We start from the raw sequence: 21,895 nt of genomic DNA, 5'->3' as shown, positions 1-21,895 counted from the left end.
TCGGCCTGGCGCGGCCGCCGGGTCCGGTCGCGGGCCTCTGCGCTGTCTCGCCGTGGGGCCGGTCATGACCGCCGTCTTGAGCGTCGCCGACCGGTTCCGCACCGGCGGCCACGTGATCCTGTTCCGCCTCCGCACCCGTTGGCCTGCCGGGGCGGAACCCCTGGCCGGTGCCGGTGCCTTCGGTCTCGGCCTGGCGCCGCCCGCCGGTCCGGTCGCGGGACGGGCGGGCCCAGGTGCCGTCTCGGCGTGGGGGCCGTCGTGACCGCCGTACCGAGCGTCGCCGACCTGTTGGCCGACCCCCTGCTCGGGGGCGCCCGGACGCTGGCCGGACACGCCGGGCTGGGGCGGGCCGTGCGTGATGTCACCGTCCACCGCGGCGCCCTCGCCCCGGTCGACGGTCACCTGGTGCTCTGCGCCCTGGCGGACGCCACCCCGGCCTACCGGCTCGACGCCCTCGTCCGCCGCGCCCAGGAGGCCGGAGCCGCGGCGCTGTGCGTCACCGCCGACGGCGCGGCCAGGCCCCCGCTGTCCGCCGTACGACTGGCAGACCGGCTGCGGATCCCCGTGCTGTGGGCCGCCACCGACGACCCGTTCCGGCTCGCCCTCGACCTCACCCTGCGGGTCCGTGCCCCCGAGGTGACGCGGGCCCGCACCGTCGAGAACCTGCTCCGCCGCCTCGCCACCCGCACGGAGGGACCGGAGCTGATCGCCGTCGCCCGTGCCGTGCTCGCCGCCGAGGTCAGCCTCGTCACCCCCGACGGCGGAGCCATCGTCGGCGACCCGGTGGTGCCGGACGCCCTGCGCCCGGAGCTGGCCGTGCCCCAGCGCACCGCCGGTCTGGTGGCCCACCCCGTGCACGCCGTTCCGTTCGCCGGGCACCTGCCGGGCGGTACGGCGCCGGTCACCGCGTGGCTGGTGTGGCCCTTCGAACGGGCCGACGAGGACCGCGCCGACACCGTCGCGCTGGGCCTCGCCCTGCTCGAACCCTTCGTCCGGTCCTGGCTCGCCGGAGCCCGCACCCGGGCCGACCACGACAGCGCCGTCCGCCGCCGCCTGCTGGCGGAGGTCGTCACCGGCCGGGGCACCGTCAGCCGGGAGGTCGTCGAGCAGGCCGTCGCCCTGGGCTGGCGGCTGGAGGACTGGCACGTGGGTCTGGCCGTACGCGCCGAGGAACCGCCCGGGGCGGACCGTCCCGACACCGTCCCCGCACCACTGCTCGCCGCCCTGTCCCGGCACGGCGTCACCGCCCAGGCGGTGGCGGAGGGCGACGGCGACTGGGCCCTGTGGTCCAGCAGCGGTCCCCGGCCCGCCGACGACGAACCCCGCCTGCTGCTGCGCCGGGTACGCCGGGCACTCGCCGAACTACCCGCCGGCTGGCGGCTGGTGGCCGGAATCGGCAGGCCCCGCCAGGGCCCCGGCGGCCTGGCCGACACCCTGACCGAGGCCCGCAACGCGGCCCGGCTCGCGGCGGCCAGGGACGTCCGGCCGTCCGTGGAACACACCGACGAACTCGGCGTCGGCAGACTGCTGGCCGCCTGGCAGCAGTCCGACATCACCCGGGCCTTCGCCGAGACCGCGCTCGCCCCGCTCGGCGGCCCCGAGCACGCACACCTGCTCACCACCTTGCGGGTCTTCCTCGAGCACGGCGGCTCCGCCGCCGCCACCGCCCGCGCCCTCGGCCTGCACCGCAACACCGTCGCCGCCCGGCTGCGTCAGGTCCGCGAACGGCTCGGCGTCCCGCTGGACGACCCCAGCAACCGGCTCGCCCTCCAGATGGCCTGCCGGGCCCTGACCTCCCCCTGAGACCGGCCGGCCGTCAGGACACGGCGGCCTCCGGGTCGGCCTCCGGCGGCGCCTTCTCCCGCCCGCCGGGATGCCGGTGCCGCCAGACCCAGAAGACCGTGCAGGACAGCAGCGCCCACCCGCCCAGCACCAGGAACGGGAAGGCGTGCTGGTGGCCCTGGAAGTACACCGCGGTGTGCTGCGCGTTGACCGAGGCCCCGGGCGGCAGCCACCGGCCGATCACCCCCAGCGGCGACGGCAGCAGCGGCCAGGACACCGCGCCGCCCGAGGAGGGGTTGCCGATGATCACCATCAGGCCCCAGGTCGGCAGCATCGCCCACCGGCCGAACATGGTGTTGAACATGGTGAAGACCATGCCGGACACGAACATCGTGAGCGCCAGGATCAGCCACGACTCGGCGAACGGCAGGTCCACCGCGCCCAGCAGCCAGTCCACCGTGGCCGCGATGACGAACCCGCCGAGCAGCGAGTAGGCCACCGTGAACAGGATGCGCTCCAACGGGGTGAGCGTCCGCGCGTGCACGCTGAGCTGAATCGCCCCGACGAAGCCGATGATCACGGCGGCCAGGGAGACGTAGAAGATGGCCAGCCCGCGCGGGTCGCCACGCTGGAGGGGATTGACGTCCCGGACGGTGACCTGGACGCCGAGCTTCTTCCCCACGGCCGGTGCCGTCTGCGCGAGCAGCTCGGCGACCGACGCGCCGGACGCTCCGGACACGTCCAGGACGGCGCTTCGCCCGTCGTCGCGCAACTCGAAGACCGCGAAGACCTCCTGCTGCTCGATCGCCTCGCGGGCCGCGGCCCGGGTCTCGTAGGGATGCACCCGCACCGAGGTGTCCAGCGCCTGTTCCAGGCCGCGCAGGAAGGCCTGGCCACCCGCCTTCTCGTAGGAGCCGACCACGGCCGTCGGGATCAGACGCGGAGTCGGGTTCGCCATCGAGTAGGTGTACGAGCCCGCGAAGAAGCCCGCCGCGGCGGCGAGGATCAGCACCAGCACGGTGGCCGGCCAGAACGGCGACTGCCGGAACGCGGACCACCGCCCGCGCGCCGGCGCGCCGTCGTCGGCGTCCTGCGACGTGTGCGCCATGTCCGGCGGGGTCAGGCGTGGACCAGCGGCGTGTCCACGAGGTGTTCCGCCACGAACCACGCCTGGAGTTCGTTGGTCCGCAGGACCTCGGAGACCAGCAGGTCGTTGGTGCCGTCGTCCCCGTACTCCTGGGTGCGGGCCGCCGCGTCGTGACACTCGGTCAGAATCAGCTCGTGCGCCTCCAGCAGCCGCGAGAGCATCGACGGCACCTCCTCCACGCCGTCCGGCGGGCGCGGCACGGTGGTGATCTCGGCGACGTGCCGGGGGTCGCCGACCGCGACGCCGCCGAGCGTCTGGACGCGTTCGGCGACGGTGTCGATCAGCTCCAGCTGCTCACCCGCGTGCTTGTCCAGCAGCAGGTGCAGTTGGTAGAACGTCGCCCCGCGCATCAGCCAGTGGTACTTCTTGTACAGATCGTGCAGGATCCGGGTGTCCGCCAGGACCTTGTTGAGCCGCTGGCAGGAGTAGAGCCGGGTGTCCATGGTCAGGGCCACGGGGAACTGCTTGACGGTGCCGAACTCCTGAATGGTCCGGCCCTTCTGGTGCAGCCAGGGCTGGCTGCCGTCCGACCGGTGCTCCGCGGACGACGGGGGTTTCGGCTTCGGGGAACTCACGCCTGGACTCCTTCCGGAGAGGACTGAAGAGCGGGCCGGCGCGACAGCGCCGGTCCCGGTCCCCCCGCGCCAGTCGACCAGCCGTACGCCCGGCCCGCAAACGGTGGGGGTTGTCCGGGCCATCCGTCCCCGCTTAGGGTCAGCCCAACTTGAAAGCGCTTTCTAATCGACGCTTTCCAACCGACGCTTCCCAACCGACGGGCGCGTGCGACCGCGCCGCCGTCCGAGGAGGACCGCATGTCCCCACGTCCCGCCCGGCGCCGGGTCGCGGTGGTCGGCACCGGTGCCATCGTCACCGGCAGCCACCTGCCCGCCCTCGCCGCCCACGCCGACCGCACCGAACTGGTCGCCGCCGTCGACGTGGACCCCGAGCGGCTCGACGCCTTCCGCGCGCAGGCGCCCGGCGACGTCGCCGGGTACGCGTCGACGGGCGCCATGCTGGACGCCGTACGCCCCGACCTCGTCCTGGTCGGCACGCCGCCGTCGCTGCACCGGGAGCAGACGGTGGCCGCGCTGAAGGCCGGTGCCTGGGTGCTGTGCGAGAAGCCGCTGTGCCTCTCCCTCGCCGAGTACGACGACATCGCGGCGGCCGAGGAGGCGTCCGGTGCGTACGCGTCCGTGATCTTCCAGCACCGGTACGGCTCCGGCGCGGCGCACGCCCGCGACCTGATCGCCGGTGGCGAGCTGGGCGCCCCGCTGGTCGCACACTGCCAGACGACCTGGCACCGCGACGCCGCCTACTACGCGGTGCCCTGGCGCGGCCGCTGGTCCACCGAGGGCGGCGGCCCGACCATGGGCCACGGCATCCACCAGTACGACCTGCTGCTGCATCTGCTCGGCCCCTGGGCGGAGATACGGGCCATGGCCTCGCGCCTGGTGCACGACACCGAGAGCGAGGACGTCTCCACCGCCCTGGTGCGCTTCGAGAGCGGCACCCTGGCCACCGTCGTCAACAGCGTGCTCTCCCCGGACGAGGTGAGCCGAATTCGCGTCGACTGCGCCGACGCGACGGTCGAGTTGACGCACCTGTACGGACACCGCGACGACGACTGGACCTACACCCCGGCCCGGCACGTCGCGCCCGCCCGCGCCGCCGCCTGGCGCACCCCGTACGCCGACGAGCCCAGCTCCCACGCGGCGCAGCTCGGCGCCGTACTGGACGCCTGGGACGCCGGGGCCCGCCCGCCCGGCAGCGGCCGGGAGGCGCGCGCCACGCTGGAGTTCGCCGCGGCCCTGTACAAGGCGGCGTTCACCGGCCGGCCGGTGCGCGCGGGCGAGATCGCCGCCGGTGACCCCTTCTACTCCGCGATGCACGGCGACCACCCCGACTGGGCTCCCGGAGAGCACGCGTAACGACCCAAAGCAGTGGGTTTCACAGAGAGTTGGGCCGCCGGAGGTGTGAACGGGTGGTGGAGATGCGCATCATCTTGGCATGAACCTGCGGTCCGAGGGGCGGGCCGCGTCCTCATGGAGGTGTGGGCATGCACCGCAGACTCGCCACCGGACTCACCACCGCGGCCCTGGCCGTGACCACCGTCGTCGCCACCGCCGCGGCCGCCGACGCCGCTCCCGCCGACAAGCCACAGGTCCTCGCGAGCTGGACGCAGACCAGCGCGTCCAGCTACCACGCCTGGACCGCCGCCCGGGCGAACAAGTCCGCCTGGTCCGCCTACGGTTTCGACTGGACCACCGACTACTGCTCCTCCTCGCCGGACAACCCGTTCGGCTTCCCCTTCAGCACCTCCTGCGCACGGCACGACTTCGGCTACCGCAACTACAAGGACGCGGGCACCTTCAGCGCCAACAAGTCCCGTCTCGACAGCGCCTTCTACGAGGACCTCAAGCGCGTCTGCTCCGGATACGGCGGCGCCACCAAGGCCGCCTGCAACAGCACGGCCTGGACCTACTACCAGGCCGTGAAGGTGTTCGGCTGACCCACCCGGGCAGGCGCCGCCGCCGCCAGCGCGGCCGCCGCACTGGCGATGCCCAGGACGGCGCCCGCGGCGACGTCACCGGGATAGTGCACGCCGGTGTGGACCCGGGAGTAGCCGACGGCGCTCGCCAGCGCGCCCAGTGGTACGGCCGCCTCGGGCAGGACGACGCCCCCGGCCGTGGCGAACGCGACCGCCGCGGCCGTGTGTCCCGAGGGGAACGACGCCGACGCGGGCATGGGGACGTACCGGTCCACCGTCACCCGCGCCGCCTCCCGGTCCGGGCGCGCCCGGCGCACCAGACGCTTGCCCAGCAGGTTCGTCGAGGCCGACGCCACGGCGATCGCCCCGACGCCGACGAGGGCCGCCCGCCGCGCCCGCGCACCGCTCAGCGCGAGCGCGGCGGCGATCCCCAGCGAGACCTTCGAATGGTCCGCGGAGTGGGACAGGCGCCGCAGCGCCCGGTCGAGCGCGGGTGTGGACGTGGCGGCCACCGCCGCGTACAGCGCGCCGTCCACGGCCCGCAGATCCCCGAGTACGGCGGTGAGGGCCAGCTTGCGCGCGGACCCCGGGCCGGGAGGCGGCCCGAGCGGGCCGCGGGTGCCGCCGTCGGCGTCGGTCGGTTCGGTCGGTTCGGTCATGGGCTCCTGCTCCGCGGGGAGATGGGACCCCAGCCATCCTGGTCGTCCGCGGACCCGGCGGCGCGTGGACGGGGCCCGTCCGGGGGACCGCGGGCAGGGGGATTCCGGTCCGGCCGTGCGGCTCGGCCCCACCGGGGCCACGCACGGGCGGACCGCCGGCCGACCCTCGTGGAGTCGGCCGGCGGCCCGGTGCTGCGGCGCTGGGTCAGTCCGCGGCCTTGAAACCGCGCAGGCGCAGGCTGTTGCCGACGACGAAGACGGAGGAGAAGGCCATGGCGGCTCCGGCGATCATCGGGTTGAGGAGTCCGGCGGCGGCGAGCGGCAGGGCGGCGACGTTGTAGGCGAAGGCCCAGAACAGGTTGGATTTGATGGTGCCGAGTGTCCTGCGGGCCAGCCGGATGGCGTCGGCTGCGGCGCGCAGGTCGCCGCGGACGAGGGTGAGGTCGCCCGCCTCGATGGCGGCGTCGGTGCCGGTGCCCATGGCGAGGCCCAGGTCGGCCTGGGCCAGCGCGGCGGCGTCGTTGACCCCGTCGCCGACCATCGCCACCGAACGCCCCTCGTCCTGGAGGCGCTTGACGACGGCGACCTTGTCCTCGGGCATGACCTCGGCGACCACGTGCCCGGCTTCGATGCCGACCTCGCGGGCGACGGAGGCGGCCACCGCCTCGTTGTCCCCGGTCAGCAGCACCGGCGTCAGGCCCAGCGCCCGCAGCCGGGTGATCGCCTCGGGGCTGGTCCTCTTGACCGCGTCGGCCACCTCCAGGACCGCCCGGGCCTCGCCGTCCCAGGCCACGGCGATCGCGGTACGGCCGTCCCGCTCCGCCTCGGCCTTGGTCCGGGCCAGACCGGCGGGCAGTTCCATGGCCCACTCGGCGAGCAGCTTCTCGCGGCCGACGAGAACCGCGTGGCCCTCGACGACGCCCTGCACGCCGAGACCGGGCACGTTGGCGAAGTCCTCGGGGGTGGGCAGGGCGCCGACCCGTTCGGTGGCGCCCGCGGCCACCGCCTGCGCGATCGGGTGCTCCGAGGCGTGCTCCAGTGCTCCGGCCAGCCGCAGCACGTCCGACTCGTCGGTGCCGTCGGCGGTGTGCACGGCGAGCAGGGTCATGCGGCCGGTGGTGACGGTCCCGGTCTTGTCCAGGACGATGGTGTCGACCTTGCGGGTGGACTCCAGGACCTCGGGGCCCTTGATGAGGATGCCGAGCTGGGCGCCGCGCCCGGTGCCGACCATCAGCGCGGTCGGGGTGGCGAGGCCCAGCGCGCAGGGGCAGGCGATGATCAGGACGGCGACGGCGGCGGTGAACGCGGCGGCCGGTCCGGAGCCGTTGCCGAGCCAGAAGCCGAGGGTGGCCAGCGCGAGGGCGATCACGACGGGGACGAAGACGGCGGAGATGCGGTCGGCGAGCCGCTGGGCCGCGGCCTTGCCGTTCTGCGCGTCCTCCACCAGCCTGGCCATCCGCGCCAGCTGGGTGTCCGCGCCGACCCGGCTCGCCTCGACCACCAGCCGGCCGCCCGCGTTCACGGTCGCCCCGGTGACCGGGTCGCCCACGCCGACCTCGACCGGCACCGACTCGCCGGTGAGCATCGACGCGTCGACCGCGGAGGTGCCCTCGACGACCGTGCCGTCGGTCGCGATCTTCTCGCCGGGGCGGACCAGGAAACGGTCCCCGACCTTCAGGTCCCCCACCGGGATCTGCTCCTCGCGGCCGCCCCGCACGACCGTGACGTCCTTGGCGCCCAGCTCCAGCAGCGCCTTCAGCGCGGCACCGGCCTTGCGCTTGGACCGCGCCTCGAAGTAGCGCCCGGCGAGGATGAAGGCGGTCACCCCGGCCGCGGCCTCCAGGTAGATGTTCCCGGAGCCGTCGCCGCGGGCGATGGTCAGCTCGAAGGGGTGGGTCATGCCGGGCGTGCCCGCGGTGCCGAGGAACAGCGCCCACAGCGACCACAGGAACGCCGCCGAGGTGCCGACCGAGATCAGGGTGTCCATGGTGGCCGCGCCGTGCCGGGCGTTGGTGAACGCCGCCTTGTGGAAGGGCCAGGCCGCGTACGTCACCACGGGCGCCGCCAGCGTCAGCGACAGCCACTGCCAGTACTCGAACTGCAGCGCGGGCACCATCGCCATCGCGATCACCGGGACCGCCAGCACCACCGACGTCACCAGCCGCTCCCGCAGCGGCCGCAGCTCGTCGACGGTCCCGGCGTCCCCCGGCCCGGACCCGGCATCGGTACGCACCGGTTCGGGCTCGCGGGCCGTGTACCCGGTCGCCTCGACGGTGGCGATCAGCTCCGGGACGGACACGTCACCGGCATAACTGACCTTCGCCTTCTCCGTCGCGTAGTTGACGGTCGCGGTGACCCCCTCCATCCGGTTCAGCTTCTTCTCGATCCGGGCGGCGCACGAGGCACAGGTCATGCCGCCGATGGCGAGTTCCACCTCGGCTGGTGCGCTGGTCGTACTGGTGGTCATGGCTGCTCCTGATGCGGGGTCGTCGGCCGGGACCCGGCCTCGCGGGTCCCGGCGGTGCGGCGGGGGAGTGCGGGTCGGTCAGACGCGGCCGGTCAGCTCGTACCCGGCCTCGTCGACCACCTCGGCGATCGCGGCGTCGTCCGGCTCGGCGTCGGCGGTGACGGTGACCCGGCCGGTGTCGAGTCGGACGTCGACACCGATGACTCCGTCCAGCTCGCCGATCACCCGGGTGAGCGTCGCGCTGCAGTGACCGCAGCTCATGCCGGCGACGGCGTAGGCGGCGGTGACGGGGGCGGTGACGTTCGAGGGCATTGCTTCCTCCGAAGGTTTGACGGTGTGATCACGAATACGGGGCGGGGGTATCCGTCCCGGCCAGTCCATGTATACCCCTAGGGGGTACCCAGCGCAAGTGTCTCCACCGCTTGACTCACTACCCCCGGGGGGTATGGTGAGGTGCATGAAAAGGGTCTCCGAGTGAGCCGGAGCCCCTGGATCCGAGGAGACGACCGTCATGCACACCGGACTGAGGATCACCGCGTTCGCCGCCGCGCTGGCCGCCACCTTCGGCACCGCCTACGGCGTCGGCACGGCGACGGACCCGATCGTCGCGGACGGCGCCGCGCCCGCACCCCATGACGAGCACGGCGAACCGGACGGGCCGCGCGAACCGACGCCGCGGCCGGAACAGGATGGCGGCCACGGGGGTCACGAGAGCACACCGCCCGGCGGCCTGCAGATCTCCGAGGGCGGCTACACCCTCGACCTCGCCACCACCCGCGTCACCGCCGGCTGGCGCACCGAGCTGCGCTTCACGGTCCGGGACGCGAGCGGCGCGGCCGTGACCGCGTACCGGCGCGAGCATGACAAGGAACTCCACCTCGTCCTGGCCTCACGTGACCTGGCCACCTACCGCCACCTGCACCCCGCCCGGGCCGCCGACGGCACCTGGAGCACCCCCGTCGACCTGCCCGCCGCGGGCGGCTACCGCGTCTTCGCCGACTTCACCCCGGCCGGCGAGGACGCGGAGAACCTCACCCTCGGCGCCGACCTGGCCGCCTCCGGCCGATACGAGCCCGCACGGCTCCCGGCCCCGAACGGCACCGCCCGGACCGACGGTTACACGGTCGAACTCGACGGGTCCCTGCGCCCCGGCAGGGCGAGCGAGCTGAAGCTGAAGGTGTCCCGCGGCGGCGAACCCGTGGGCGACCTCCAGCCCTACCTGGGCGCCTACGGCCACCTCGTCGCCCTGCGCTCCGGCGACCTCGCTTACCTCCACGTCCACCCGAACGGCGAACCCGGCGACGGCACCACCCGGCCGGGCCCGGAGATCTCGTTCACCGCCACCGCGCCCAGCGCCGGCACCTACCGCCTCTTCCTGGACTTCCGGCACCGGGGCGAGGTCCACACCGCGGCGTTCACCGTGCGCGCCGGATCGGCGACGGGCACGACGACCGGTGCGACGACGGAGGCCGACCCGAGCGCCACGCCGGAACACACCGACGGACACGGGCACTGACCGGCACCACCACTGGGGTCGCCGCCATCTATGAGGTCGCCGCCATCACCGGGGTCGCCGCCACCATCGGGGCCGGGCGCACCTCCGGGCCCCCTCAGGCCGTGACGACCCGGACCCCCGCCTCCTCGAACCGCCCCACCAGCTCCGGGTCGGCCGCGCCGTCCGTCACCAGCGTGTCCACCGACTCGGTCGCGCAGATCCGGGCGAACGCCCGGCGGCCCAGTTTGCTGGAGTCGGCGGCCACGACGACCCGCTCGGCGCGCTCGCACAGCAGCCGGTTGATCGCGGCCTCGGCCTCGTCGTGGGCCGCGGCACCGTGTGCGACGTCGAAGGCGACGACCCCCAGGACCGCCACGTCGAGGGTCACCTGCCCCAGTACGCCGTCCGCGAGCGGGCCGATCAGCTCGTACGACTGCGCCCGGGCCACCCCGCCGGTCACCACGATCTTGAACTGCGGGCGAACGGCCAGTTCGTTGGCGATGTTGAGCGCGTTGGTCACCACGGTCAGCGCGGGGGTGCCGGAGGCCAGGTCGGCGCGCACGGCCAGGGCGCGCGCCACCTCCGTGGTGGTCGTGCCCCCGGTCAGCCCCACCGCCTCACCGGGCGCCACCAGGGCGGCGACCGCCTGTGCGACGCGCTGCTTCTCCGAGGCGCGGCGGGCGGTCTTGTAACGCAGCGGCAGTTCGTACGACACCCCGTGCACCACCGCGCCACCCCGCGTGCGCACCAGCATCTGCTGCTCGGCGAGCCGGTCGAAGTCGCGGCGGATCGTCGCGGCCGAGACCTCCAGCTCGGTCGCCGCCTCCTCGACGTCCAGCCGGCCGCGCTCGACGAGCAGTTCCAGCAGCGCCTTCCAGCGGGCGTCGCGCGACATCCGCGCCTCCGTTCCTCGATCCCCGCCGACCCTAACGCACGCCCTCTTGCCACAGATTGCTTGACAGTGAGGTCGGCGGCAAGGACGGTGCGCCGCCGCTCGACGCCGTCGGCAGCTCCCACGCGCTGATCCAGGTGGTGGCCCGGACCGCGCCCGTCCCCGCTTCTTCTGCTACTCCTTGACCGCCTTCAGCACCACGAACTTCCGGTCGCCCGCCACCAGCTCGCTGTTGCCGAACAGGCGCCGCAGCCTGACGTGGTAGCCCAGGTGCCGGTTGCCGACCACCCACAGTTCGCCGCCGGGGCGCAGCACCCGCCGCGCCCCGGTGAACATCCGCCCCGCCGTGGCGTCGGTCGTCGCCTGGTGGGAGTGGAACGGCGGGTTGTTCAGCACCAGGTCGACACTGCCGTCCGGTACTCCGGCCAGCCCGTCGCCGACCCGGAACTCCGCCTGGCCCGCGACCTCGTTCGCCCGGTACGTCGCCCGGGCCGAGGCCACGGCCTGGAACGACTCGTCGGTGAACAGCAGCTCCGCGTCCGGATCGGCCAGCGCCACCGCCGTACCGACCACACCGTTGCCGCAGCCCAGGTCCACCACCCGGCGGAAGCGCCCGGGGTCGGGCAGGTGTCGGAGGAAGAAGCGGGTGCCGATGTCGAGCCGGTCGGCACAGAAGACACCGGCGTGGTTGACGACGGGGCGACCGGAGAGCGGCCAGACGTCGTCGGGCAACCGGTAGCCGAGCGGCCAGGGGTTGGCCGGCCGCTGCAGCGCGGGATCGGGCTCCGCGAAGATCAACCGGGCCTTCTTCACGGCCAGGGACGTCCGGGTCGGGCCGACGATCCGCTCGAACAGCCGGAGTGTGGAGGTGTGGATCTCCTTCACCATCCCGGTGCCGACCACGACTGTGCCCTCGTGCAGCGCGGGCGCCAGCCGCAGCAGCTGGTCCTCCAGCAGGGCGAGGCTCTTCGGCACCCGCACCAGCAGTACGTCGACGCGGTCCGGCGGCGGGTCCTGCGTGGTGAGCAGGCGCACCGAGCCCGGCTCGGCACCGCTCCGCCCCAGATTGACCCGTGTCGCCTCCTGCGCGAGGTGGGAGTCGGTGATCTGCACCGGACGGTGCGCGGCCAGCGCCGTCACCAGCGCTCCCCACCGGTCGCCGACGACCACGACCGTGCCGGACAGGGGGACTTCCCGCTCCGCGAGGTGTCCCAGCAGGTACTCGTCGGAGGCGTCCCAGGCGCGGAGCCGGTCGCGGGGGTCCTCGGGGAAGCGGGACAGCACGCGCTCGCCCCACGGAGTCGCCATGCGGTCGTCGCGGTCGCCGCGGTGGTTCGCGCCGCGGTGGTTCGCGCCGGGGTGGTTCGTGCTGGGGTGGTTCGTGCTGCGGTCGTTCGCGCTGCGGTCGTTCATCGTGTGTCCAGGCTAGCCGAGCCGCAGCTCAGCGCCGGTCGTGCCCGGGAGGCGGGGCGCGGAGGCAGGATGGGGGCATGGACGCCGAGCTGTTCCCCAGGACCCGCGCCGAGACCGCGCCCGGCGCCGTCCACGTGCCGGACTGGCTGTCCCCGGTCCGGCAGCGCGAGCTGCTGGACGCCTGCCGCGCATGGGCCCGCCCACCGGCCGGACTGCGCACGGTGCGCACCCCCGGCGGCGGCACCATGACCGCCCGGCAGGTCTGCCTCGGCCGGCACTGGTACCCGTACGGCTACGCCGCCACCGCCGTCGACGGCGACGGCGCCCCGGTCAAGCCCTTCCCGGCCCGGCTCGACGACCTCGCCCGCCGCGCGGTGACCGACGCGCTGGGCGCCGAAGCGGTGGCACGGGAGCCGTACGACATCGCGCTGATCAACTTCTACGACGCCGACGCCCGCATGGGCATGCACCGCGACGCGGACGAGCGCTCCGAGGCCCCCGTGGTCTCCCTGAGCCTCGGCGACACCTGCGTCTTCCGCTTCGGCAACCCCGAGACCCGCACCCGCCCTTAGGGCCTGTCCGGCGGATCATGCCGCAGACGCGGGGTCCGGCACGCCCATCTGCGGCGTTGTCGTCGGTTGCCGACGCTCCGCGTCGACGCCCTCCTCCGCCTTGCACATGGACGCACCGGACCCCGCTCACCGGCGGGGACAAGGTGCCCCGTCTTTCCTGCGACCTGACCCGCCGGACAGGCCCCACACCGACACCGAGCTGCGCAGCGGCGACCTGTTCGTCTTCGGCGGCCCCTCGCGGCTCGCGTACCACGGGGTGCCGAGGGTGCACCCGGGCACCGCGCCGCCCGAGTTGGGACTCGGTGGACGGCTGAACATCACGCTCCGGGTCAGTGGCTTCTAGGCACCCCGTGCGGACGGATCATGGGAGACTCCCCCTCATGAGCGGCAAGGCGGACCCCCGGGCGGCGGGGGAAGGGACCACCTCGAGGACGCGGCTGGACCGGGGGCGCGGTGCGCTCGGACCCGCGTTGGAGCTCGTGCACACCGGACGCGCCCCCACCCGGGCCGTCCTCACCGCGGAACTGGGCGTGACCCGGGCCACGGCGGGCGCGGTCGCCGCCGAACTGGAGGCGCTCGGTCTGATCCGGGTGGACGCCAGGCCCGGCGCGGCGGCCGGTTCCCAGGGCCGCCCCTCGCACCGCCTCTCGGTCGCCGAGGACGGGCCCGTCGCCCTCGCCGCCCAGATCCACGCCGACGGTTTCCGCGCGGCCCTGGTCGGCCTCGGCGGCCGGATCGTCGCGACCGCGCCCGGCTGCGAGGTCGTCGACGCCGACCCGGCGAAGGTGCTCGGCTCCGTCGTCGAGGCGGGCGCGGAGCTGCTGCGGGAGACCGGGCGGCGCTGCGTCGGCGCCGGGCTCGCCGTGCCGTCGGCCGTCGCGGAACCGGAGGGTCTGGCCCTCAACCCGCTGCACCTGGCCTGGCCGGCCGGCGCACCCGTGCGGGAGATCTTCGCGCGGCAGGTGCGGGCCGCGGGAATCCAGGGCCCCGCCTTCACCGGCAACGACGTCAACCTCGCCGCCCTCGCGGAGCATCGCCACGGCGCCGGACGCGGCGCCCGCGACCTGCTGTGCGTGGCCACCGGCCACCGCGGGGTCGGCGGCGCCCTGGTCCTGGACGGCCGCCTGCACACCGGCAGCTCCGGACTCGCCCTGGAGGTCGGCCACCTCGCCGTCAACCCGGAGGGCCGCCCCTGCCACTGCGGCAGCCGCGGCTGCCTGGACGTGGAGACCGACCCGCTGGCCTTCCTCACGGCGGCCGGGCGGGAACCGGGACCCGAGGTGTCCCTGCTCCAGCAGTCCTACGACCTGATCCGCGAGTACTACGCCGACCCGGCCGTCCGTACCGCCACCGAGACCCTCATCGACCGCCTCGGCCTGGGACTGGCGGGCCTGGTGAACATCCTCAACCCGGACCGCATCATCCTCGGCGGACTCCACCGCGCGCTCCTCGACGCCGACCCCGAGCGGCTGCGCGCGGTCGTCGCCGGGCGCAGCCTGTGGGGCCAGAGCGGCGGGGTGCCGATCCTGCCCTGCGGCCTCGACCACAACAGCCTGGTCGGCGCGGCCGAGTTGGCCTGGCAGCCGGTTCTGGACGACCCGCTCGGCGTACCGGCGTAGGCGACCGGACGTGCCCGCGGCTCAGGGCGCGGGCCGGTCCCCGCCGCTCGGGGCATGGCTGAGGTCGACGACGCAGAAGATGTTGCCGTCCGGGTCGGCCAGGACGACGAAGTCGGGGTCGGGCGGGTACAGGTCCCACTCGACGGCCCGCGCGCCGAGGCCGATCAGCCGCCGCACCTCCGCCCGCTGCTCCTCGGCCGAGTCCGTGAACAGGTCGAGGTGGAGCCGGGGCCGGGGCTCGGGCGGCGAGTCACTGCGCAGGAGCCCGAGGGCCCGCCCCGAGCCGTCCGCGTACTCCAGCGTGCGCCAGGTCTCGCTCTGCCACTCCTCCGCGGCCACCAGCGGCAGCGCGGCCGTCCAGAACGCCACCGCGCGGGGGAGATCCGTGACACCGACGACGGGGATTCCGAGTCTCAGCATGATCCCGACCCTACGTACTGAGCCAGCCCGTTGCCCAGCGACCAGTCCGCGGAGGCGTTCTCGGTGAGGGTGACGAAGACGTTGCGGGGGTCCGTCGCCGCGTACTCCTTTGCGAGTTGGGCGATCCGGCCGTACAGCGCCTCCTTCTGCCGGGTGGTCCGGCCCGCCCGTAGCGTGATCGCCACGAACACGATGTCCGCGTCACGGGGCACGCCGAGGTAGTCGTCGTAGCGCAGGGTGCCGCGGGCGGCGTCGTGCGCGGTCAGAACCTGGAAGCGGTCGTCGGGCGCAATGCCTAGGGTCTCCACCAGGGCGTCGTGGACGGCCCGCCCGAGCGCGCCGAGCCGGTCGTCGTCGGTGCCGCCGCCGTGGGCGTCGATGCGGACGAGGGGCATGAGGGGTCTCCTGTCGGACGGGACCGGGACGGGGGCTGCGGGACGGGGAGTGTCAGTGCCAGTCGACGGCGAACGCCCGCGCCGGGTTGTCGGTGAGGACGCGCCGCACCAGCTCGTCGCCCACGGCGAGCGCGAGCCGGGGAGCCACCCGGCGCAGCAGGTACGGCATCCCCGGGCCCCCGTCGACCGACCGGGCGGACGCCGTGGTCGTGTCGCCGCCGAGCAGCAGCCGGTCTCCGAACCCCGCCTCGGCGAGGTCCCGCACGGCGTCCGGCATCCGCCAGTCGGTGGCGTGGTTCCCCCGCGACGGCCCGTCGAAGGCCAGCCAGCACCCCGACCCGGCGGCCTGCCGGTGCGTCACGGGGTCGGGGGAGCGGTTGAGATGACCGAGGATCACCCGCTGCGGCGGCACACCCAACTCGCCGCACAGCAACTCCAGTACGTCCAGGGCGCCGGTGCCCAGCTCCAGGTGCACGGCGATCGGCGCCCCCGTCGCGTGGTGTGCCTCGGCCGCCGCCGACATGGTCCACCGCGCGTGCGCGTCGAGCGCGTGGAAGCCGCCCGCCACCTTGATCAGTCCGGCGCGGACGCCCGACGTCCCGATGCCCCGGGTCAGTTCGGCCACGAAGACGTCGGCGGCCCGGCCCCGCAGCGCGGCGAGCGTGTCCTGGTCGTAGTGGACGTCCTGGTGCAGTCCCGTGGCGGCCACCACGTGGACGCCGGTCTCCCGGGACAGGGCGGGGAGATCGGCGGCCCGCCGGCCCAGTCCGTACGGCGTCCACTGCACCACCGTGCCGCCGCCCCGCTCCCGGAAGGCAGCCAGCTCCGCCCGTGCCGCCGCGGCGTCGCGCAGTTCCTCGCCGGGCAGCCGGGGGCTTGCGAAGAACAGGTGGTCGTGGGCGTCGCAGACCCCCAACTCCCCGCCGGGCACGTCCCCGAGAACCGTGCGGACGGCGCTCACCACTGGCGTCCCCTCGGCAGCCGGGCCCGCCCCGGCGCGGACAGGTGCAGGACCCGGAAGACCTCGCCCGCCACCCCGTCGGGCGCGTCGCCCGCGTGCAGCGAGAAGTGCACCAGCTCCCAGCGCCCGGTGTCCACGACCGCCGCCGCGAGCAGCGCCCCGTCCACGGCGGCCAGCCGTCCGGTCTCCCGCACCGCGTCCGCCGCCACCGCCGACAGCGGCACCCCCTCCGGCACCCGCTGCCGCCGCAGCACCGCCACCCGCGCGGGGGAGCCGGCGGCGCCGCCCTCCTCGTACGCCAGGCCCGTCCACTGCCGGACCGCGGGCCGGCCGAAGTCGTCGGTGGGCCGCTGGAAGGCGCCCTCCCAGAGGAAGGAGTTCATGCCCTCCACGGTGTGCCACAGGTAGAACGGCGCGTACTGGTTGACCGGCGAACCGTCCTCGCCCCGTTCGCGGATCAGATACGCCTTGAGCCCGAGACCGGGCCAGTCGTCCAGCAGGTGCCCGGTGCGGGACACGCGCTCCCTGATGACGTCCATCGGGTAGTCGGCGGGCAGGGTGAAGCCGTACTGCATGGCGTGCATCGGATGCCCCCTCAGGCGTGCGGGTGGTCCTCGTGGGCGACGTGGGCGCCCCACTCGGCGGTCGTGCCGTCCCCGGCGGCCTCCACGACCGCGAGGTGGCTCATGAAGGTGCGCGGCCCGGCTCCGTGCCAGTGCCACTCGCCCGGCTCGATCCACACGGTGTCGCCCGCGCGTACGGTCTCCACCGCACCGCCCCCGCGTCGCACCCGGCCCTCGCCCTGAAGGATGTGCAGGACCTGGCCATGCGGATGGCGGTGCCAGGCGGTGTGCGCGCCCGGCGCGAAGTGGACGTGGAACATACGGAGCCGGGAGGGGGCCGGGGGCGCGGCGATCTCGTCGAGCCACACCGTGCCGGTGAAGTTCTCGGCCGGGCCCCGCTCGGTTCCGGGGTGCTGTCGGGTGATGTGCACGGGTCGTCGAACTCCTTTACGCGGTGGCGTTCTTGTGGGGCGCGAGCAGCGAGAGCAGCCCCCGGACGCCCGCGTCGAAGGCGGCGGGCGAGCCGGACGCGCGGGCCAGCACATAGCCGCCCTGGACGGTCGCGACGACCGCCGCCGCGATCTCCTCCCCGTCCAGCGAGGGCGCGAACTCGCCCTGCTCCCGGCCCTCCTCCACCAGCTGGGCGATCTGCTCGCGCAGCCAGTCGAGGGTCTCGTCCACCGGGGCGCGCAGGGCGGCGTCGGCGATCACGTCGGGATCCATCGTCAGACGCCCGACCGGGCACCCGCGCAGCACGTCGCGCTCGCGCCGCAGATACGCCTCGATGCGCTCGTACGGCGTCCCCGGACCGGCGAGCACGGCCCCGGCGGCGGCCCGCATCTCCTCGGCGGTGCGCCGGATCGCGGCGAGCGCGAGGTCGGGCTTGCCCTTGAAGTGGTGGTACATACTGCCCTGCCCGGCCTCGGCCCGCTCCAGGATCGCCTTGGGGCTCGTGCCGACATACCCGCGCTCCCACAGCAGCTCGCGGGTGGACTCGATCAGCCGTTCCGAGGTGCTCATGCGCTCACTGTACATACTAGTAGTTACAGAAGTCGAGCGCCCGATGGAGCAGGGCGAGGGGCAGGGCGAGGGGCGGGGAGAAGCAGACGCGGACCGCCGGAGTACTCCCCGCGTCGTACCCGCACTGCCGCTGGCCGTACGACGACCGGGACCCCCTCCCGGGGCGAGGCTCGGAAGCGACACAAGGGACATCGCGACCGAGGAGTTGGACGACATGGAGACCCTGGCACAGTTCGGCGACGGCGGGCCCGGCCCGTGGATCCTGCTCTTCCCGGTGATCTGGGCACTGGTCATCGGCGGCGTCATCACCCTGCTGCGCCGCACGGTGTGGCGCGGACGCCGCGGCCCCGGGCGGCCGCGCACCGTCGAGGACAACTCGCCCATCACGGTGCTCGGCCACCGCTTCGCCTCCGGCGAGATCGACGAGGACGAGTACTGGCGCCGGCTGTCCGTGCTGGACGAGCAGTTCGGCCGGACGGGCAAGGGCGGTGCGGCATGACCACGACGACCGTCACCCGGGCAGCCGCCCGGGTCGTGGACGCCGTGAAGGTGTACGGCGGTGGCGACACCGCCGTACGCGCCCTCGACGGCGTCAGTGTCGACTTCCCGGCCGGCCGCTTCACCGCCATCATGGGGCCCTCCGGCTCCGGCAAGTCCACCCTCATGCACTGCGCCGCGGGACTCGACACGCTCACCTCGGGCACCGCCCGCATCGGCGACACCGACCTGAGCACCCTCGACGACCGCCGGCTCACGCTCCTGCGCCGCGACCGCGTCGGCTTCGTGTTCCAGGCGTTCAACCTGGTGCCGACGCTGACCGTCGCCGAGAACATCACCCTCCCCCTCGACCTGGCCGGCCGCCGGGGCGACACCGAATGGGTCGACGCGCTGATCGACGTCGTCGGACTGCGCGACCGCCTCCACCACCGGCCGGCCGAACTCTCGGGCGGACAGCAGCAGCGAGTCGCCGTGGCCCGCGCCTTCGCCGGGCAGCCGGACGTGGTCTTCGCCGACGAGCCCACCGGCAACCTCGACTCCCGCTCCGGCGGCGAGGTGCTGGGCCTGCTCGGCCGCACCGTCCGCCAGACCGGCCGCACGGTCGTCATGGTCACCCACGACCCGGTCGCCGCCGCGCACGCGGACGAGGTCGTCTTCCTCGCGGACGGACGCCTCGTCGACCGCATGGACGCACCGACCGCCGACAAGGTCCTGGACCGGATGAAGGCCTTCGAGGTGCCGTCATGAACGCTCCCGTCCCCGTCCGGCTGAGCGTCTCGTCGCTCAGAGCCCACAAGCGGCGCTTCGCCGGGACGTTCCTCGCCGTGGTCCTCGGCGTCGCCTTCCTGACCGGCACCCTGGTCATGGGCGACACGCTCCGCGCGAGCTTCGACACCATGTTCGGCAACGCGGCCGGCGGCACCGATGCCGTGCTGCGCAGCGCCGACGCCATCACCACCCCGGGCGAGAGCCAGGGCGTACGGCAGCCGGTCGGCACCGACCTGGTGCGGACCGTCGAGCGGGTGCCCGGCGTCGCGGCCGTCGCCCCCAGCATCCAGGGCGCGGGCCAGCTCGTCGGCGCGAACGGCGACCCGATCGGCGGCCAGGGCCCGCCCACCCTGGCCGGCAACTGGATCACCGACACCGAGCTGAACCCGTACCGCCTCGCCGAGGGCCGCGCCCCGCAGCAGTCCGGCGAGGTCGTCGTCAACCGCGGCGCCGCCGAGAAGGGCGGCCTGGCGATCGGCGACACCACCACGCTGCGCACCCCCGACCCCGTCCAGGTCACGATCGTGGGTCTCGCCACCTTCGGCGGCGAGGACGGCATGGCCCAGGTGACCTTCACCGGCATGACCCGGGCCGACGCCGAGAAGTACCTCACCGCGCGGCCGGGTGAGGCGGCGAGCATCCAGGTGCGGGCCGGGGCGGGCGTCGGCCAGCGGGAACTCGTCGACCGGCTCACCCCCGTACTGCCCGACGGCGTCGAGGCCATCACGGGGCAGGAGTCGGCGGCGGAGAACACCGACATGATCTCCAGCCAGTTCCTGACCCTCTTCACGACCTTCCTGCTCGTCTTCTCCGGCATCGCCCTGCTGGTCGCGACCTTCTCGATCCACAACACCTTCGCCATCGTGGTCGCCCAGCGCACCCGCGAGAACGCCCTGCTGCGCGCCCTCGGCGCCTCCCGCCGCCAGGTCACCGCCGCCACCCTCGTCGAGGCGGCCGTCGTGGCCGTGACCGCGTCCGCCGCCGGGCTCGCGGGCGGCATCGGCATCGCGGCCGGACTCCAGGCCCTCTTCCCGGCGATCGGCTTCCCCTTCCCCGAAGGTGCCCTGGTGATCAGCGCGCTGTCGCTGCTGCTCCCGCTCGCCGTCGGCGTCGTGGTCTGCCTCGGCTCCGCCCTGCTGCCCGCGGCCCGGGCCGGCCGCACCGCACCCCTGGCCGCGCTGCGCGAGACGGCCGTCGACACCTCCGGCGCCTCCCGCGCGCGGGCGGTCACCGGCACGGCGCTGCTCGCGCTCGCCCTCGCGGTGACACTCGTCGGGGTCCTGCTCTCCCCGTCCGTGTGGCTGGCGGGACTGGGCGCCGTCCTCGCCCTGGCCGCCTTCGTGGTGCTCGGCCCGGTCGCCTCCACCACTGCCGTACGCGTCCTCGGAGCCCCGCTGGACCGGCTGCGCGGCGTCACCGGCGTCCTCGCCCGGCGCAACGCCCTGCGCAGCCCCAAGCGCACGGCGGCCACCGCCGGGGCACTGATGATCGGCGTGGCGGTCGTGTCGCTGTTCACCGTGTTCGGGGCCTCGCTCAAGGCGACCATGGACCAGACCGTCTCCCGGTCCTTCGCGGGCGACGTCGCCGTCAGCGCGCCGTCCTTCGGCGCGGGCGGCAGCGGCCTCAGCCCGCGGCTGGCGGGCGCGGTCCAGGAACTGCCCGAGGTGGACACCGCCGTCGGCCTCGGCCGGGGCGTCGCGGAAGTGGACGGCGAGGGACGGGCGTTGACCGTCACCGACCCGGTCGCCCTGAACCGCACCTTCGACCTGGGCGCCGTCCACGGCTCACTGGACGGCCTCGGCACCGACGGCATCGCGGTCACCGAGAGCGAGGCGGACAAGCGGGGGCTGACCACCGGCGACACCACGCGGCTCACCTTCACCGACGGGCGCAGCGGCACCTTCACCGTCCGCGCGGTCTACGGACACTCCGAACTCGCCGGCGACTACGTCATCACCCGCGCGGCCTGGGCCCCGCACCGCACCCAGGACTCCGACACACTGGTCGCCGTCGCCTTCGAGGACGGCGTGAGCGCGGACGCGGGCAAGGCGGCGGTCGAGAAGGTCGCCGGCCAGTACGGCAACCCGGAGGTGCAGACCCGTGACGAGTACGCCGAGTCCTCGGCGGGCGGCATCGACATGATGCTGACCCTCGTCTACGCGCTGCTCGCCCTCGCGGTGCTCATCGCCCTGCTCGGCATCGCCAACACCCTCACCCTGGCCGTCCACGAGCGCACCCGTGAACTCGGCCTGCTGCGCGCCGTCGGGCAGACCCGGGCCCAGCTGCGGGCCATGGTCCGCTGGGAGTCCGTCCTGGTCGCCGCCTTCGGCACGGTCGGCGGGCTCGGCCTCGGCGCCTTCCTCGGCTGGGTCCTCGTGGCGGCCTCCGACGGTGCCTCGGACAGCGCCTTCGCCTTCGCCGTGCCGCCCGCGCAGCTCGCGGTGGTGGCCCTGGTCGGCCTCGCGGCCGGTGCCCTGGCGGGTTTGCGCCCGGCCCGGCGGGCATCCCGCCTGGACGTACTGCGCGCCGTCGCCACGGAGTAGCCCGCGCCGGTCCGTTGATCCCCCGGCGAACCCGGCCGCCGGTGCGGCACCCGCCCTTCACCTCACGGCGAGTGCCGCACCGGCGCGGGGAGCCGGGCCGCGGGCAGGAACACGCCGGACGCCGACGGAACCCAGTCCCGCGCCGGCCGCTCACTGGCCGACAAGGCGGGCTCGGCAAGACGGGATGCGTCCG

At 74.4% G+C, this 21,895-nt stretch carries 23 protein-coding genes and 1 pseudogene; 11 read left to right on the top strand and 13 right to left on the bottom strand.

Annotation, left to right across the window (positions count from 1 at the left end; translation table 11 throughout):
* Positions 1 to 64: 64 nt before the first annotated feature.
* Both ACFV9J_RS06525 and ACFV9J_RS06520 read left to right on the top strand, forming a co-directional pair.
* Positions 65 to 262: a hypothetical protein gene (locus tag ACFV9J_RS06525; protein WP_385350711.1), complete on the top strand. Its 198-nt coding sequence runs from the start codon at positions 65 to 67 to the stop codon at positions 260 to 262.
* Positions 259 to 1,803 (top strand): helix-turn-helix domain-containing protein, encoded by a 1,545-nt coding sequence (locus ACFV9J_RS06520; RefSeq protein ID WP_385350708.1) that lies wholly within the window; start codon positions 259 to 261, stop codon positions 1,801 to 1,803. Before ACFV9J_RS06525 ends, ACFV9J_RS06520 begins: the two co-directional genes overlap by 4 nt.
* A 13-nt stretch (positions 1,804 to 1,816) precedes the next feature.
* Here the strand turns inward: ACFV9J_RS06520 and ACFV9J_RS06515 are convergent, their stop codons facing one another.
* Positions 1,817 to 2,890: an ABC transporter permease gene (locus ACFV9J_RS06515; protein ID WP_385350706.1), complete on the bottom strand. Its 1,074-nt coding sequence runs from the start codon at positions 2,888 to 2,890 to the stop codon at positions 1,817 to 1,819.
* A gap of 11 nt (positions 2,891 to 2,901) precedes the next feature.
* Entirely contained in the window at positions 2,902 to 3,504 is a 603-nt protein-coding gene (locus tag ACFV9J_RS06510) for a Dps family protein (RefSeq protein ID WP_003977779.1), read from the bottom strand.
* 237 nt (positions 3,505 to 3,741) lie between these two features.
* On the opposite strand from ACFV9J_RS06510, the gene ACFV9J_RS06505 reads away from it, so the two are divergent.
* Both ACFV9J_RS06505 and ACFV9J_RS06500 read left to right on the top strand, forming a co-directional pair.
* Positions 3,742 to 4,857: a Gfo/Idh/MocA family protein gene (locus ACFV9J_RS06505; protein ID WP_385350702.1), complete on the top strand. Its 1,116-nt coding sequence runs from the start codon at positions 3,742 to 3,744 to the stop codon at positions 4,855 to 4,857.
* A gap of 128 nt (positions 4,858 to 4,985) precedes the next feature.
* The gene (locus ACFV9J_RS06500; protein WP_385350700.1) at positions 4,986 to 5,438 is read left to right on the top strand and encodes a phospholipase; all 453 of its coding nucleotides are present in this window, start codon (positions 4,986 to 4,988) and stop codon (positions 5,436 to 5,438) included.
* Here the strand turns inward: ACFV9J_RS06500 and ACFV9J_RS06495 are convergent.
* From ACFV9J_RS06495 to ACFV9J_RS06485, 3 genes are all read right to left on the bottom strand, one after another.
* Complete coding sequence (locus ACFV9J_RS06495; RefSeq protein WP_385350699.1) at positions 5,411 to 6,076, bottom strand: phosphatase PAP2 family protein; 666 nt, start codon at positions 6,074 to 6,076, stop codon at positions 5,411 to 5,413. The genes ACFV9J_RS06500 and ACFV9J_RS06495 overlap by 28 nt on opposite strands.
* A gap of 205 nt (positions 6,077 to 6,281) precedes the next feature.
* Complete coding sequence (locus tag ACFV9J_RS06490; protein WP_385350696.1) at positions 6,282 to 8,543, bottom strand: heavy metal translocating P-type ATPase; 2,262 nt, start codon at positions 8,541 to 8,543, stop codon at positions 6,282 to 6,284.
* Between the two features lie 78 nt (positions 8,544 to 8,621).
* Positions 8,622 to 8,855, bottom strand: a complete 234-nt coding sequence (locus tag ACFV9J_RS06485; protein WP_385350694.1) for a heavy-metal-associated domain-containing protein — start codon at positions 8,853 to 8,855, stop codon at positions 8,622 to 8,624.
* A gap of 199 nt (positions 8,856 to 9,054) precedes the next feature.
* Here ACFV9J_RS06485 and ACFV9J_RS06480 point away from each other — a divergent pair, with 199 nt between their 5' ends.
* On the top strand, positions 9,055 to 10,059 hold the full coding sequence (locus ACFV9J_RS06480) for a hypothetical protein (RefSeq protein WP_385350691.1): 1,005 nt from the start codon (positions 9,055 to 9,057) through the stop codon (positions 10,057 to 10,059).
* Positions 10,060 to 10,153: 94 nt separating this feature from the next.
* Here ACFV9J_RS06480 and ACFV9J_RS06475 read toward each other — a convergent pair whose 3' ends face one another.
* The gene (locus tag ACFV9J_RS06475) at positions 10,154 to 10,933 is read right to left on the bottom strand and encodes a DeoR/GlpR family DNA-binding transcription regulator (RefSeq protein ID WP_011027539.1); all 780 of its coding nucleotides are present in this window, start codon (positions 10,931 to 10,933) and stop codon (positions 10,154 to 10,156) included.
* 171 nt (positions 10,934 to 11,104) lie between these two features.
* Positions 11,105 to 12,238: a methyltransferase gene (locus tag ACFV9J_RS06470; protein ID WP_385351325.1), complete on the bottom strand. Its 1,134-nt coding sequence runs from the start codon at positions 12,236 to 12,238 to the stop codon at positions 11,105 to 11,107.
* 182 nt (positions 12,239 to 12,420) lie between these two features.
* Here ACFV9J_RS06470 and ACFV9J_RS06465 point away from each other — a divergent pair.
* The 3 genes and pseudogenes from ACFV9J_RS06465 to ACFV9J_RS06455 form a co-directional block, all read left to right on the top strand.
* A pseudogene (locus ACFV9J_RS06465) lies at positions 12,421 to 12,906 on the top strand (alpha-ketoglutarate-dependent dioxygenase AlkB); the annotation flags it as partial.
* A gap of 115 nt (positions 12,907 to 13,021) precedes the next feature.
* Positions 13,022 to 13,258, top strand: a complete 237-nt coding sequence (locus ACFV9J_RS06460; RefSeq protein ID WP_385350687.1) for an alpha-ketoglutarate-dependent dioxygenase AlkB — start codon at positions 13,022 to 13,024, stop codon at positions 13,256 to 13,258.
* A 37-nt stretch (positions 13,259 to 13,295) separates the two neighbouring features.
* Positions 13,296 to 14,534 carry an ROK family protein gene (locus ACFV9J_RS06455; protein ID WP_385350685.1) on the top strand — a complete coding sequence of 413 codons (1,239 nt, stop codon included), beginning with the start codon at positions 13,296 to 13,298 and terminating at the stop codon, positions 14,532 to 14,534.
* Positions 14,535 to 14,555: 21 nt separating this feature from the next.
* Here ACFV9J_RS06455 and ACFV9J_RS06450 read toward each other — a convergent pair whose 3' ends face one another.
* From ACFV9J_RS06450 to ACFV9J_RS06425, 6 genes are read right to left on the bottom strand one after another with little or no spacing between them, the layout of a single operon-like run.
* Positions 14,556 to 14,954, bottom strand: a complete 399-nt coding sequence (locus ACFV9J_RS06450; protein WP_385350682.1) for a VOC family protein — start codon at positions 14,952 to 14,954, stop codon at positions 14,556 to 14,558.
* Positions 14,948 to 15,349 carry a tautomerase family protein gene (locus tag ACFV9J_RS06445; protein ID WP_385350679.1) on the bottom strand — a complete coding sequence of 134 codons (402 nt, stop codon included), beginning with the start codon at positions 15,347 to 15,349 and terminating at the stop codon, positions 14,948 to 14,950. The genes ACFV9J_RS06450 and ACFV9J_RS06445 overlap by 7 nt, the downstream gene beginning before the upstream one ends.
* A gap of 52 nt (positions 15,350 to 15,401) precedes the next feature.
* Positions 15,402 to 16,310: a phosphotriesterase gene (locus ACFV9J_RS06440; RefSeq protein ID WP_385350676.1), complete on the bottom strand. Its 909-nt coding sequence runs from the start codon at positions 16,308 to 16,310 to the stop codon at positions 15,402 to 15,404.
* Entirely contained in the window at positions 16,307 to 16,894 is a 588-nt protein-coding gene (locus ACFV9J_RS06435) for a DUF4865 family protein (protein ID WP_385350673.1), read from the bottom strand. The genes ACFV9J_RS06440 and ACFV9J_RS06435 overlap by 4 nt, the downstream gene beginning before the upstream one ends.
* An 11-nt stretch (positions 16,895 to 16,905) precedes the next feature.
* Positions 16,906 to 17,304, bottom strand: coding sequence for a cupin domain-containing protein (locus ACFV9J_RS06430; protein WP_385350671.1), 399 nt, complete (start codon positions 17,302 to 17,304; stop codon positions 16,906 to 16,908).
* A gap of 16 nt (positions 17,305 to 17,320) precedes the next feature.
* On the bottom strand, positions 17,321 to 17,908 hold the full coding sequence (locus ACFV9J_RS06425) for a TetR/AcrR family transcriptional regulator (RefSeq protein ID WP_385350669.1): 588 nt from the start codon (positions 17,906 to 17,908) through the stop codon (positions 17,321 to 17,323).
* Between the two features lie 199 nt (positions 17,909 to 18,107).
* Between ACFV9J_RS06425 and ACFV9J_RS06420 the strand changes: the two genes are divergently transcribed.
* From ACFV9J_RS06420 to ACFV9J_RS06410, 3 genes are read left to right on the top strand one after another with little or no spacing between them, the layout of a single operon-like run.
* Positions 18,108 to 18,392, top strand: a complete 285-nt coding sequence (locus ACFV9J_RS06420; RefSeq protein ID WP_381380939.1) for an SHOCT domain-containing protein — start codon at positions 18,108 to 18,110, stop codon at positions 18,390 to 18,392.
* Positions 18,389 to 19,138 (top strand): ABC transporter ATP-binding protein, encoded by a 750-nt coding sequence (locus tag ACFV9J_RS06415; RefSeq protein WP_087810811.1) that lies wholly within the window; start codon positions 18,389 to 18,391, stop codon positions 19,136 to 19,138. Before ACFV9J_RS06420 ends, ACFV9J_RS06415 begins: the two co-directional genes overlap by 4 nt.
* The gene (locus tag ACFV9J_RS06410) at positions 19,135 to 21,702 is read left to right on the top strand and encodes an ABC transporter permease (RefSeq protein WP_385350665.1); all 2,568 of its coding nucleotides are present in this window, start codon (positions 19,135 to 19,137) and stop codon (positions 21,700 to 21,702) included. The genes ACFV9J_RS06415 and ACFV9J_RS06410 overlap by 4 nt, the downstream gene beginning before the upstream one ends.
* The last annotated feature ends 193 nt before the right edge of the window (positions 21,703 to 21,895 follow it).

Origin of the sequence: Streptomyces sp. NPDC059906 (genome assembly GCF_042730645.1) — a bacterium.
In the GTDB taxonomy this organism is placed as follows: Bacteria; Actinomycetota; Actinomycetes; order Streptomycetales; family Streptomycetaceae; genus Streptomyces; species Streptomyces rubrogriseus.
Note: the sequence above shows the minus strand (reverse complement) of the source record. Positions and strands in the feature narration are given on the sequence as shown.